General features: G+C 68.8%; 10 protein-coding genes and 2 pseudogenes. 3 read left to right on the top strand and 9 right to left on the bottom strand.

Annotated elements, in window-relative coordinates:
- Positions 1 to 254: 254 nt before the first annotated feature.
- The 5 genes from ACMTAK_RS51920 to ACMTAK_RS51940 all read right to left on the bottom strand — a co-directional run bounded on the left by ACMTAK_RS51920 (position 255) and on the right by ACMTAK_RS51940 (position 5,086).
- Complete coding sequence (locus ACMTAK_RS51920; RefSeq protein ID WP_413812654.1) at positions 255 to 1,325, bottom strand: IS481 family transposase; 1,071 nt, start codon at positions 1,323 to 1,325, stop codon at positions 255 to 257.
- Positions 1,326 to 1,685: 360 nt separating this feature from the next.
- Positions 1,686 to 2,258, bottom strand: a complete 573-nt coding sequence (locus ACMTAK_RS51925; RefSeq protein WP_413812655.1) for a YbhB/YbcL family Raf kinase inhibitor-like protein — start codon at positions 2,256 to 2,258, stop codon at positions 1,686 to 1,688.
- A gap of 162 nt (positions 2,259 to 2,420) precedes the next feature.
- Entirely contained in the window at positions 2,421 to 3,869 is a 1,449-nt protein-coding gene (locus tag ACMTAK_RS51930; RefSeq protein WP_413812656.1) for an MDR family MFS transporter, read from the bottom strand.
- A 93-nt stretch (positions 3,870 to 3,962) separates the two neighbouring features.
- Positions 3,963 to 4,400 carry a MarR family winged helix-turn-helix transcriptional regulator gene (locus ACMTAK_RS51935; protein WP_413812657.1) on the bottom strand — a complete coding sequence of 146 codons (438 nt, stop codon included), beginning with the start codon at positions 4,398 to 4,400 and terminating at the stop codon, positions 3,963 to 3,965.
- Positions 4,401 to 4,675: 275 nt separating this feature from the next.
- A complete protein-coding gene (locus ACMTAK_RS51940; RefSeq protein WP_413812658.1) occupies positions 4,676 to 5,086 on the bottom strand; it encodes a hypothetical protein in 411 nt (136 codons plus the stop codon).
- Positions 5,087 to 5,277: 191 nt separating this feature from the next.
- On the opposite strand from ACMTAK_RS51940, the gene ACMTAK_RS51945 reads away from it, so the two are divergent.
- Both ACMTAK_RS51945 and ACMTAK_RS51950 read left to right on the top strand, forming a co-directional pair.
- A complete protein-coding gene (locus ACMTAK_RS51945; protein ID WP_413812659.1) occupies positions 5,278 to 5,811 on the top strand; it encodes a DUF885 family protein in 534 nt (177 codons plus the stop codon).
- Positions 5,812 to 5,900: 89 nt separating this feature from the next.
- Entirely contained in the window at positions 5,901 to 6,470 is a 570-nt protein-coding gene (locus ACMTAK_RS51950; protein WP_413812660.1) for a hypothetical protein, read from the top strand.
- Here the strand turns inward: ACMTAK_RS51950 and ACMTAK_RS51955 are convergent.
- The gene (locus ACMTAK_RS51955) at positions 6,415 to 6,888 is read right to left on the bottom strand and encodes a winged helix-turn-helix transcriptional regulator (protein ID WP_413812661.1); all 474 of its coding nucleotides are present in this window, start codon (positions 6,886 to 6,888) and stop codon (positions 6,415 to 6,417) included. The genes ACMTAK_RS51950 and ACMTAK_RS51955 overlap by 56 nt on opposite strands.
- Positions 6,889 to 6,975: 87 nt before the next feature.
- Between ACMTAK_RS51955 and ACMTAK_RS51960 the strand changes: the two genes are divergently transcribed.
- The gene (locus ACMTAK_RS51960) at positions 6,976 to 8,250 is read left to right on the top strand and encodes an MFS transporter (RefSeq protein ID WP_413812662.1); all 1,275 of its coding nucleotides are present in this window, start codon (positions 6,976 to 6,978) and stop codon (positions 8,248 to 8,250) included.
- A 380-nt stretch (positions 8,251 to 8,630) separates the two neighbouring features.
- Here ACMTAK_RS51960 and ACMTAK_RS51965 read toward each other — a convergent pair.
- From ACMTAK_RS51965 to ACMTAK_RS51975, 3 genes and pseudogenes are all read right to left on the bottom strand, one after another.
- Positions 8,631 to 9,613: pseudogene (locus ACMTAK_RS51965) on the bottom strand (IS5 family transposase).
- A 275-nt stretch (positions 9,614 to 9,888) separates the two neighbouring features.
- Positions 9,889 to 10,239, bottom strand: coding sequence for a putative quinol monooxygenase (locus ACMTAK_RS51970; RefSeq protein WP_262700631.1), 351 nt, complete (start codon positions 10,237 to 10,239; stop codon positions 9,889 to 9,891).
- A gap of 397 nt (positions 10,240 to 10,636) precedes the next feature.
- Positions 10,637 to 11,700: pseudogene (locus ACMTAK_RS51975) on the bottom strand (IS701 family transposase); the annotation flags it as partial.
- Positions 11,701 to 11,952 lie beyond the last annotated feature (252 nt).

An 11,952-nucleotide genomic window follows, 5' to 3' on the forward strand; every position in this document is an offset into this window, starting at 1 on the left:
TGCAAGTCGCGGGTGTCCTGCCGGTGCCGGGCGGTCCAATCCGTATTGGTGCTGGTAAAGCCGGTGCAGAAGAGGCGGTTGACCGAGCCGCCTGCCCGCGCTCAGTCGAGCACAGCCGTAAAGTAGTCGGCGAGGGCCGCTGTGGAGGTGCTGAAGTCATCGGGGGTCTCGAGCCGCATGTACCAGGTGCCGGGGGTTGCGGCGGGCGAGGTAGTCGCCGGCTGCCCGCTAGTTGTGGTGTCGCAGGACCTTGGTTACAGGAGGTCCTCGAACGTCAGCTGCTCCGGAAAGGTGTTGATCGGTTCCGGCGGCTGGTCGAAGGTGACGCGGCGGTCGCTGCCAGGGGTCCGGCTGATTGGCGGTCGGCCGCCGAGCGCGGCGTTCGGGCGCTCGTGGTTGTAGTAGTTCAGGAAGTCGGCGAGGGCGACGCGGCGTTCGTGCTCGGAGGCATAGTCGCGGACGTACGCCCACTCGCGGGACAGGGTGCCGTTGAAGCGCTCGACCTTCCCGTTGGTTCTGGGGGTGTAGGGGCGCGTGCGCTTGTGCTTCGCGGCGGTCACGGCGAGAGCGTCGGCCCAGGTCTGGGACCGATAGCAGGCGCCGTCGTCGGTGAGGACACGCTGAATCGGGGTGATGCCGTGAGCGGCGAAGAACTCGACGGAACGGTGCCAGAACGCCGCCGCGGTGACCCCGCGTTCGTCTTCCAGTGCCTCGGTGTAGGCGAGCCGGGAGTGGTCGTCGATCGCCGTGTGGAGGTAGGTGTAGCCGACCTTGCCGGTGCCGGGACCAATGCGTTTGGAGGCGCGAGCGGCATCGGTGCCGACCCTGTGCATCCGCCAGCCGCCGCCGTCCGGGATGCGCCCGAGCTTCTTGATGTCGACGTGGACCAGGTCGCCGGGGTGTTCGTGCTCGTAGCGGATGACCTCGCGCAGCTGCTCGCCGGTGGGCGGGTCGAGGTCCCGGAGCCGGTTGAGTCCTCGCCGGACGAGGATGCGGTGCACGGTGGCCGGCGCGAGCATGACGCCGTGCAGGCGCTTGAGGTCGGCAGCGAGCCGGGCGGGCCCGTGCTTGGTCTGCCGCCGCAGCGCCTCTACCAGGTCCGAGATGTCCTCAGCTGTGCGGGCCGGACTCGTGGCAGGGCGGGAGGAGTGATCCAGTAGCCCGTTCTCGCCGTGCGCCTGCCAGCGGGCATACCACTTGGCCAGACAGCGGCGGGAGATCCCGGCTTCCGCCGCGACGTGCGCGATCGGACGTCCGGCGTCCACGCGCTCGCACAATCGGCGACGCCCTTCCGGCGTCAGCGGGGCGTTGGGGTGCCCCGCCATATCGACCCGTCGCAGTCCTCGGTGTGAGTGCCCATCAGTTTCAGCGTGCACGCGCCCACTGACAGCGCCCGCCGTATCGGCCCCAACTCGGCGTCCGCAGCCGCAGGAGGAGCTGACCGCCGCTCAGGCCCCGGCGGGGTGACGGCGCCGGGCGTCGGGAATGGCGCACTCGCCAGGAAGGAGCCACCGCAGCATCCCCGGCCCGTGGAGGCCGACGTCCATCCAGGTGATACCGGGATCAACCGCCCTGCCCACACCCCGAACACCTCCAGGATGAAAGGGATCTAAGCGGACACTCCATCGAATCCCTTCACGTCGGCGCGCGCGTGAATGATCGAGGCGGGGTGTTGTCGGTGCGGGTCAGCGTTCCACGGTGCCGATGAGTCGGCCTCGGGCGAGGACGGGTGCGGCGATGGAGGGCAGGAGGGCGCTGGGCCTTGCCTTGTCCGGTCCGGTTTTGCCGGGGATGGCGCCCAGGGGGGTCGCGAGGGCGAAGAGTTGGAAGGTGTAGTGGTGCGGTCCGTGGCCCTTGATGGGTGCGGGTCCGTGGTACCCGCGTCCGATGGCGGAGCGCAGCACCGTGATGCCGGGGGCGGGCTGCTGTGCGGCGAGGGCGCCGGGGGCGAGGTCGCGGACCGCCGGGTCGATGAGGACGACACAGTGGACGGCGGGCTTGGGGATGGGGACGTCGGTGTCCTCGACGACCAGCAGTAGTTGGGTGGTGCCCGCCGGCGGCGGGTTCCAGGCCAGGTGGGGGGAGAGGTTTTGGCCACCCGCGTTCTTGGCGTGGTGCTCTGGCGGGATCGTGCCGCCGTGGTCGAAGTTCCGGCTGCTGAGGTCCAGCAGTTCGGGGCCGTGCAGGTTCGGGCGATTCCACGCGGCGTGGGTCTCGCCTGACCTGCGGTTCTTCAGCAGTCGGCCGAGCATGGTCATCGTGTTGCTCCCAGCATGTCGAGGGTTTCATCGGGGGTGGCAGTTTCGCCGGGCTCGGGGAGGATCCGTCCGGTGCTGTGGCGGTGCGCCTCGGCGTCCGGGCCGGTGTCAGTGGTGGTGAGGTCGGCCTGCGTGGCGCGGTGGTGGTAGGCCCTCAGGTGCTCAGGCGGTCTCGGGTGATTTGATGGCTTCTGGCTGCTTGACGGCTTCCGTCGGGGTGCGGCCGGGCAGCAGCAGGCTCAGTACGAGGGAGAAGGCGGTGAAGCCGGCTGCCCACCAGAATGACTGGTCGAAGGCGTGCGCGGCCTGGGCCGCCGACCCCGGGTGGTGGCGCAGGGCGACGTCGAGGATGACGGCGAGCACTGCGACGCCGAAGGACCCGCCGATCTGCTGCGTGATGCGGGTGATGATGCCGGCGTGCGGTATCTGGTCACGCCGAAGGCCGACGAACGCGGCCGCCTGCAGGGGAATGGACACGGCGGCGAGCCCGAAGCCACGGACCACGAGTACCGCCATCAGGAACCACTCGTTGGTTGTGGCCGAGGCCAGTGCGAAGGGCACGGTGGAGAGTCCGACGATCGCGAAGCCGGTGAAGGCGACCCACTTGGCCCCGATTCTGTCGCTGAGTCCGCCAGCCAGCGGGCGGCTCAGGAGCGCGCCAATGCCCAGGGGGGCGACCAGCAGGCCGGCGTGGAGCGCGTCGGCTCCGCGCACCTGCTGCCAGTACAGCGGCAGTAGTGCCATGCCGCCGTAGAGCGCGGCTCCGGACAGGAACATCGACGCGGATGCGGACGCGAGCGGGCGGTGCGCGAGCAGCCTGACGTTGACCAGCGCGTTGCCGGCGCGACGGACTGAGTACAGGGCGAATATCAGCAGCAGGAGTGCGCCGACCAGTAGCGGGGCGAACGAGTCGGTACGGCCGAAGCCGCCTGCCTGTGAGGAGTTGGTGAGACCGAGCAGAATCGCGACCAGGCTGGGTGAGAGCAGCAGCCAGCCGAGGGTGTCGAAGCGCGGACGCGCGTCGGTGGCGTCCGGGTCCAGCATCCGCCAGGCGAGTATGAAGCCGACCACGCAGAACGGCACGTTCACCCAGAACAGCCACCGCCAGTCGAGCCAGTTCAAAAGGACGCCGCCGATCACCGGGCCCACGATCGGTCCGACCACGAACGGCAGGGTCACGATCGACATCGTGCGCCCCAGCGCTCTGCCTGCCGCCGCTTGCATGATCATCGTCGAGAACAGCGGGAGCATGAGGCCCCCGCCGAACCCCTCGATGATTCGGAAGACGATGAGGCTTTCGGCGTTCCAGGCCAGGCTGCACAGAATCGAGCCGACCAGGAACACGGTCAGCGAGAACATCCACACCCGCCTGCCTCCGAAGCGGGACTGGGCCCAGCCTGCGAGCGGAATCGACACACCGAGCGCCAGCAGGTACCCGGTGCTCACCCACTGAATCGTGGAGATCGGCACGTGCAACTGCTGCGAAAGGGTCTGCAGCGCAACACTGACGATCGTCGTATCGAAGACTACGGCCAGCGAGCCGACAATGAGCGCGACAGCGATCTTCATGACTTTTGGATCGATGCGATCCTCTGCGGTTGCCTTGGCCACGGTGACCCCTGCCTCTCTTTTGCGGGTTGAGACTGGATGCTGAGGGCTCTGGACAGGCGCAGCGGGGCGGCCCCGCTTCCAGTTCGGTCGGGATCAGATTCTTTGAGCCAGTCGATCGAGCAGCGGCGCGGCCGCCGCGAGCTGTTCCAGCTCCTGCGGTGTGAAACTGTCCGCCAGCGCCCGCGCGACCTGCTCGGTGCGAGCGCCGCGCTTGTCCGCCAGCGCTTGCCGACCCGTGTCGGTCAGCGCCAGGAGTACGCGCCTGCCGTCCCGCGGGTCGGCGCTGCGCTCGACCAGGCCTCGGGCCTGGAGGCCGCCGAGCGTGGCCCCCATCGCCTGTGCGGTGATCTGCTCCTGCCGGGCCAGCGCCGACGACGTCGTCGGGCCGGTGCGGTCCATCTGGGACAAGGCGGCGCGCTCGGGCATCGTGAGCTCGCCCTCGACCCGCGCTTGACGCACTCGCCTCAGCAGTGCGCCGATGCTGGTCAGCAGGGCGGTGGCGATCTCGCTGGTGTTCAGCTCGTCACTCATATACTAAAGCTACCTTATCAATTTGCCTTAGTAAATCCAGAGTGCCCTCGTCCGCCGCCCCGGCACGCCGTGCCGGGCTCCAGGCGGGGCGGACCCGGCCGCAGGAATCGCTCCGTGATCACCCGTGGCCGCCGGGGGTGGGCGCTGGACCGCCCCCTCGACGGCAGCATCCGCGCCGCCAGCCGTTTGAGCGCCGCTGATGTCGGCGTTGATCCGGTGGGACGGCGGCGCGCGGAGTCGTGCCACTCACCTTGGCCGAACCCCCAAAACGCCCGTCAGGATGTCCGGATCACCCCGGCGATCCGGTCGGCGTAGGCGCGGTACGCCTTGCGCCAGGCCGGGCCGGAGCCCTTCCCGGCAAAGGCAGCACACTGCTGAAGAGTGGCCTGGTAGAACGCGAGCGGGGCAGTGACGCGTACCGAGTAGCCCTGTCCGCGGCGAACGGTCCGGCCACCGCGCAGGGCCTCGCGAACAGCGTCGTCACCAGTGCTCTGCAGGTGGTCGGCGAGCAGGCCCGGCACGTCGAGGATCATCGCCGTGCCGGCCTCGGCCATCCGCGGCGCGGGCACCGCGCCGACGGCGTCGGGGAGGAGCGGGGTGTCGGGGAGGGCGCGGGCACCGGCGGCGTCGAGTGCCCGCCGGATCGTCTTGGGTGAGACGCCGCACTGCCGGGCGAGGCCCTTCACGGCGACACCCGCGCGGTAGGCACCGATGGCCTCAGTCGCCCGGTCCCTGTGAGCGAGGCCGGACGGCCGAGGGTCGTGCCGGAGGCTTCCACCCTCGCTGCATGGCGCAGCCAGACCCTCTCCGAGACCGTCCGCCGCCGCGCCGCTGCCCGACGCTGAGCTGTAACCAATCTCCCTGGACAGCACAGGGCGTGACGACCCTCAACGTCGCCACCCTCAACCGGTTCCAGCGGCTGTCGTGCGAGCTGCACCAGGGGCACTGCGAAGGGTGGGGCCTGTACGCCGAGCGGCTGATGGACGAGCTGGGATACTTCGCTGACCCGGCGTACAGGCTGGGGATGCTGGCCGGCGGGCAGCAGATGCGCGCCGCACGGGTCGTCCTGGACATCGGGCTGCACCTACGGCTCCCCATCCCCGCGGGCACCGGGTTCCACGAGGGAGAGCGGTGGACGCCGCAGCTGGGCCGCGCGTCTCTCACGGAACACTGCGGGCTCGGTCCACCAGGGTTCGTCGAGTTCGAGATCGACCGGTATCTGGGACGCCCGGGACAGGCCCTCGCCTACAAGCTGGGAGAGAAGGTGTGGCTGGAGGCGCGGGAGGCGGCCCGCCGTCGCGACGGCGCCGCCTTCGACCTCAAGCGGTTCCACCACCACGCGCTGAACCTGGGGCCGATGGGCCTGGACCTGCTGCGCGCGGAGCTGAGGCGCGCGGGTTGTGCTCGCTGAACAGGCGTGGACAGGACGGATACGAGCGGAGCGCACCACATGGTGAGAAAGCGAGCGATCGGATGATCACGGCAGTAGGACATGCCGACTTGACCTCGACCACATGGGATCTGGTGCAGGCCGAACTCCGGGAGCGCATGCACGGCCTGCCGCCCGACGCAACGGTACTGGTACGCGCCGGCGCCGGACTGCCCTTGGTGTTCGGGCGGGTGGTGCACGAGGTGGGGCAGCGCCTGGTGGTCCTGCTCCCGGAACGGGGCGATGCCTTCGCCGACGCTCCCTTCCACGACCGGCAGGCGCACCGGGAGTTGCTGGCCCTGGCCGAGCAGAAACGGATGCTTCCCTTCGACCCGCTGGACCGGGACGCCTGTGTGAGCGCGGACGAACGGCTGGTCAGCGGCTGCAGCCGGCTGCTGGCCGTCTGGGACGGTTCACCGTCCAGCGGGCAGGATGCCACCGCCCACATGGTCGCGCGTACGCCCGTGCCCGGGGTATCGCCGTGGAGGTCGTCTGGCCTGCGGGGGCCGCCCGTGAACCGGCCGGGCACACCGCGTCGCTGTGCGTGGCCGGGCACAGACGCTGACCGTCTCGCCGGCCGTCACCTCACCGGTGTCGTTCGCTGCCGGTCTTTTGCACGTGAGTGGTGTCGGCGTCGATGAGGGCACCGTTGGCGCCGGTCGGCTTGATGTCCGGCACGCGGGCGCCGTGCTGGTCGACCAGCGTGGAGTGTGGCTCGCCAGGTTCGAAGGCGTGGCGCTCTCCCCACTGGCGCAGGGTGAGGAGGACGGGGAAGAGGTCGCGGCCGGCGTCGGTGAGTACGTACTGCAGGCGGCGGCCCGAGGGCGCGGTCTGCAGGGTCAGGACTCCGTGGGCGGTGAGCTTGCGCAGGCGGTCGGTGAGGATGTTGCGGGCGATGCCGGTCCGTCGCTGGAACTCGGTGAAGGACCGCGCCCCGTCCATCGCGTCCCGGATGACCAGGAGGCTCCACCGGTCACCGACGAGGTCGAGCGCGCGGGCTATCGGGCAGTCGGGATCGGTCCAGGCAGGGCTCGGAGTGCCCGTGGAGGGGCGCGGCATAACACCTCCCGATGAGTTGCGGATTGAGACCATCATGCCCTACGGTCGAATTAGTTTCACTTTGCTACTCATCTCGTTAGGAGTGCGATGGACGTCTGGCGACGGTTACTCCTCGCGACCGTGTGCGGTGTCGCGGTAGCGAGCATCTACGCTGCGCAAACAGTGCTGCCGCCCATGGGAGACAGCCTCGGGGTGTCGACACAGCACGCCGGGTGGATCGTCTCGACCGGCCAGTTCGGCTACCTGGCCGGTCTGGTGCTGCTGGTGCCGCTCGGCGACGTGGTCGCCAACAGGCGCCGGCTCATCGCGGTGCACCTGGCCATCACCGCGGCAGGCCTGTTCCTGACGGCTGCGGCTTCGGCCGCATGGACGGCCTTCGCCGGGCTCGCGCTGGCCGGGATGTTCGCGGTCGTGGTGCAGACCACGGTGGCCTACGCCGCATCGGTCTCACCGCCCGCCGAGCGCGGACGCAACATCGGTGTCGTGACCTCGGGCGTGGTGGTGGGCATCCTGGGCGCGCGGGTCGTCACCGGTGTGCTCGCGCAGGCGTGGGGCTGGCGAAGCATGTACGCCGTGCTCGGCGTGCTCGCGCTCGCTCTCGCCGCTCTTGTCCTGCGCGCGCTGCCGCCCGAAGACAGCTCTCGCCGGCCTGCGGGCTACCGGCAGGCCGTCGTCTCGCTCGGCGGGCTGTTCGGGCAGCGTCTCTTCCTGACGCGCGGTCTCATCGCGTTCTTCCTGTTCGCATCGTTTGGCACCCTGTGGAGTGGCCTGTCCCTGCCGCTGGCAAACGCACCGTGGCATCTGAGCGAAAGCCAGATCGGACTGTTCGGCATCGCCGGACTCGCCGGCGCACTGGGCGCAGCACGTGCGGGACGGTGGGCGGACGCAGGACGGGCGATCCCGATCAGCGGCCTCGCGCTGGCTCTGCTCATCGTCTCCTGGGCCGCGACCGCGCAGTTGTCCTGGTCCCTGTGGCTGCTCGTCATCGGCATCGTGGTGCTCGACTTCGCGGTCCAGGTCGTGCATGTGAGCAACCAGCACCTGCTCACCACCGCGCATCCGGAACGCACCAGCAGCGTCATCGGCGGCTACATGGTCTTCTACTCCCTCGGCTCCGCCCTCGGCGCGGCCACCACCACCTCCGTCTTCACCTCCCACGGCTGGGCCGCCTCCAGTCTCCTCGGGGCCGGATTCGCCACCTGCGCGCTGATCGTCTGTGCAACCGACGGACGCCGGCGCTCCAAGACTTCGGACGTCCGTTCCGAGGCGGCAGACGTGCACCGTAGCGAGGAGGAGAAGCAGAGGAGCGAAACGGAGCAGGTCGCCCCCGTTGTGGGTTCTCGTCTCATCAGGGGCAGGTGAGATCGTCTGCTGTTCCTTCGACTGGGGTTCCTGCCTTGATATGAGATTGATCTTGTTTTGTGGCTGTTGTCTGGTGAGCTGCGTGTCTGACGGAACGTGCATCTGTGGCCTGGGGAGTTGAAGAGTCTGAGGTGCAGTCCCTCGATCTATCTGAGATTCCCTCACAGTCTTGAGAATCCTTATGGGGATGCGGGGTTGGCGCAGCAGTCGTGGGCCAGCTTGGGGTCGAACTGCGCACTGAGCGGGGGCACTCGCCCTACGACGACCGCACACCGATGCGCTCTTGGGTCTGGACGTCTTCGATCTGGTCCTGCTCGACGGGGCCTGGGATGTTGGTGCCTGCCGGAGGAGGGGTGCCTAGGGACTGTCTCCAGTTGTGATCATTGGGCTTTCAGGATGCTGCTGATCCAGATGGTCGCTGCGCGGAGATGGAGTCCGGCGAGGTAGCTCTCGGGCGTCTTGTCGTAGCGGGTCGCGATGCCTCGCCAGTCCTTCATCCTGTTGATGGCCCGCTCGACCGTGTTGCGGTCGCGGTAGAGATCGGCATTGTGGGTGACGGGCCTGCCGCCCCGGCTGCCTTTCTTCCTGCGGTTGGCGGCCTGGTCCCTCTTCTCCGGGATGACTGCCTTGATGCGGCGTTTGCGCAGATGGGCTCGGTTGGCGCGGGAGGAGTAGGCCTTATCACCGGCCACGGCAGCCGGCCGGGTGCGGGGACGGCCGACCGGCAGACGGACCCGTACCTTGCTCAGAACCGGGATGAACTGCGGGCTGTCGGCGGCCTGTCCGGCGGTCAGAAGGAGCGCCATCGGCCGGCACCGCCGGTCGGCAGCCAGGTGGATCTTGCTGGTCAGCCCGCCGCGCGACCGTCCGAGCAGGGCGGCCTTCAGCCGGGCCCGCCGTCGTAAGCGGATGCGCCGGCGTTCGGCCCGGACCGGATCGCTTTCGCCGTCCTGCCCGCCTTGTCCCTGCGATGCTCCCCCTTTTGCGAGGCTGCCTCCCCGAGTGCGGCCAGAGTCTGTTCGCTGACCCGCATGCCGGCGGCGTCGTGATGGGCCCGCGCGGTGGTGGAGTCCACGCTGACCAGGGACATGTCGATCTCGTCCCTGCGGGCGGCCTCGGCGATCGCTTCGTCCAGCAGGGTCTGGAAGACGCCCGCGTCCCGCCATCGCATGAAGCGGTTGTAGACGGTCTGCCAGGCGCCGAACCGCTCGGGCATCTCTCTCCACTGGCTGCCGGTGCGGAACCGCCAGATCACCCCCTCGAACTGCTCACGCAGCCGCTCGGGGTACGGGCCGAACCTGCCGACCGGCAGGAACGGCTCGATGAACTCCCACTCAAGGTCGGTGAGTTGCGCACGCGTCACAGCACAGTCTTATCGGACCGGCCCCCACCCCGGGGCTTGATCACAACCGGAGACAGTCCCTAGTACTCCAGTCTGGTTTCGCGATCTTGTCGCGGCCCCGGCTGGGAACGGGTACGGCCACCGCGTGATCATCGGGGGTGTGGACTCCTGAAGATCGGTGCGGTGGTCGGAGGCTACAACGTGGTGACATCGTCGAGGACGCTCCCAGAGGACAAGATGTCCGGGCTGGGACGTCTGTGGCGGTGCCGGCGCGATCCAGCCTTGATGCCGGTGTCTCAGGCTCGGGGATCTCTCTCGTTGAGTACGTCGAACTTGCGTACCTCATTGCGCATGTGCGGGCCCCACTTGGTGAAGAGCGCCATGACCTCCGGTGTGGCAAGGTGCCGATCGAGCGCCTCTTGGGACGCCCATTGCTCGAGCACCGTGACGGTTCCGGCCGCCGCGTCCTCCACACAGAACGAGATCAGCACGTTTCCCGGGTTCGCCGCAGCGATCGGGTAGGTCGCCTGCGCCTCGGCGATAAACGTTTCGATGTCGCTGACAGGGACGAAGACCCGGCCGGCAACGATGATGGCCGTCTGCTCGGTGTCTGCGATGGCGGCCGCCTTGTCCTGGAGCGCATTCATTTCTCATCCTTCGTGTTCCGGTGCAGGGCCGGACCGGCCCGCCTTGATGACGCCGTGCGCAGTCTGAGAGCCACGGCGCAGCCCGTGCAAGGTAAACCCTGACATCGGCGTCAGGTGCAAGAGCCAGTTGAGCGGTGAGGAAGTGGTCGGTTGTTCTCCAGTGCAGTTTTGCGATCTATCCAGTGGGTTCGTCGGCGGTTCGTCGTCGGTAGTGGCTGCGCCGGGCTGTTGCCTGATGGCGTCTGCGCCAGGTGGACCAGTGCAGTTGTCTGGCGACGGTCACGGCTGGCGGGTTGAAGACAAGGGTGAGGAGGTGGCGGATCTCCGGGACGGTCAAGGAGACCGGATCGTTCCTGCGGGCGGTGTGGTGGTGCGGATCAGCGCAACGGTTGGGGGCCGCGCTGGTGGCGACGGCGGTCAGGAAGGCCAGGGCGAGCATGGCGAGCGTGATGTGCCGCTGCCAGCTGGTCCAGTTGCGGACCTGGTAATGGTCCAGGCCGACCTGGCTCTTGGCGGCCTGGAAGCACTCCTCGACGCTCCAGCGGACACCGGCGACGCGGACCAGTTCGGCCAGCGTCACCGCGATAGGTGACCAGCACAAGTAGAAGGCGAGTTCACCGGTGGTCCAGTTCCGGCGGATCAGCAGATAGCGGTGGTGATCGGTGCCGATGTGGATCCAGGCCCAGTCGTAGTAGCGCGGGCCCTTCGCCCCCGGCCCGGCGCTGTGCCGCTGCCAGGCCGTGGCGGGCAGGCGGTCGGCGAGGGTGTCCGCGCGGACGGGAGTGCGGCCGTGGTTGATCCGAACCCGGATGGAGCGGGCGACGGCCATCACGTAGCCGGTGCCTCGCCCTCCAGGACGGCGCGGAGCTGGGGATCCTGGCCGTAGGCTTCGTCGCCTGTCACCCAGGCGGCGGAGGTGCCGGCGTCGAGGGCGGCTGTGATCATCTCCCCGGCCAGGCGAGGCTTGGTGGCGAACTGCACCGTCTCGGGTATCCCGGCAGCGCGGCGGCGCCGGGCATCGGTGCACCAGGAGTGCTCGGGCAGGTAGAGCCGACGGTCGATCAGCGTGCGTCCTTGGGGCGTGGTGTAGGCGAGGAAGACGCCGACCTGGCTGTTCTCGATGCGTCCCGCGGTGCCGGTGTACTGCCGCTGCACACCTGCCGAGGCGTGGCCCTTCTTTAGAAAGCCGGTCTCGTCGACGACGAGAACTCCGCCGTCAATGCCGAGGTGTTCGGCGACGTAGGAGCGGATGTCGTCACGGACGGCGTCGGCGTCCCAGCGGGCATAACGCAGCAGACGCTGCATGGGTCCGGGCCGGGCATGGCCGGCCTGTTCTGCCAGCCGCCAGCAGTTCTTGCGTTCGGCACCCGAGAGCAGTCCGAGCACATAGGCACGGGCGGTTGCACGGGGTTCCACCCGCCCGAACCGGCCCGCGATCCGGGCCATGACCTGGTCGAACATCGCCCGCCAGCGGGCAGGGTCTACGCTATGGCCTGCGGCCACCGCACGATCTTCAGGAGTCCACACAACCCCCGATGATCACGCGGTGGCCATACCCGTTCCCAGCCGGGACTGCGACAAGATCGCGAAACCAGACTGGAGTACTAGGCCAGGAACTGCCCCTCCATCTGGTCCCGCTGTCCCTGGTCCTGGAGGTACTGCCGCCATTCTCGGCCATCGTCGGTAGGCGCGAGATGGCTTCCCCCGTCCTGC

The sequence above is a fragment of the Streptomyces lacaronensis genome (assembly GCF_047337785.1).
Lineage (GTDB): Bacteria > Actinomycetota > Actinomycetes > Streptomycetales > Streptomycetaceae > Streptomyces > Streptomyces lycopersici.

What these genes read in the sequence shown, in the direction of transcription:
- ACMTAK_RS51920 (WP_413812654.1), bottom strand. Translation starts at nt 1,325, where the DNA reads ATGGCGGGGCACCCCAACGCCCCGCTGACGCCGGAAGGGCGTCGCCGA.
- ACMTAK_RS51960 (WP_413812662.1), top strand. Translation starts at nt 6,976, where the DNA reads ATGGACGTCTGGCGACGGTTACTCCTCGCGACCGTGTGCGGTGTCGCG.
- ACMTAK_RS51925 (WP_413812655.1), bottom strand. Translation starts at nt 2,258, where the DNA reads ATGACCATGCTCGGCCGACTGCTGAAGAACCGCAGGTCAGGCGAGACC.
- ACMTAK_RS51955 (WP_413812661.1), bottom strand. Translation starts at nt 6,888, where the DNA reads ATGCCGCGCCCCTCCACGGGCACTCCGAGCCCTGCCTGGACCGATCCC.
- ACMTAK_RS51970 (WP_262700631.1), bottom strand. Translation starts at nt 10,239, where the DNA reads ATGAATGCGCTCCAGGACAAGGCGGCCGCCATCGCAGACACCGAGCAG.
- ACMTAK_RS51935 (WP_413812657.1), bottom strand. Translation starts at nt 4,400, where the DNA reads ATGAGTGACGAGCTGAACACCAGCGAGATCGCCACCGCCCTGCTGACC.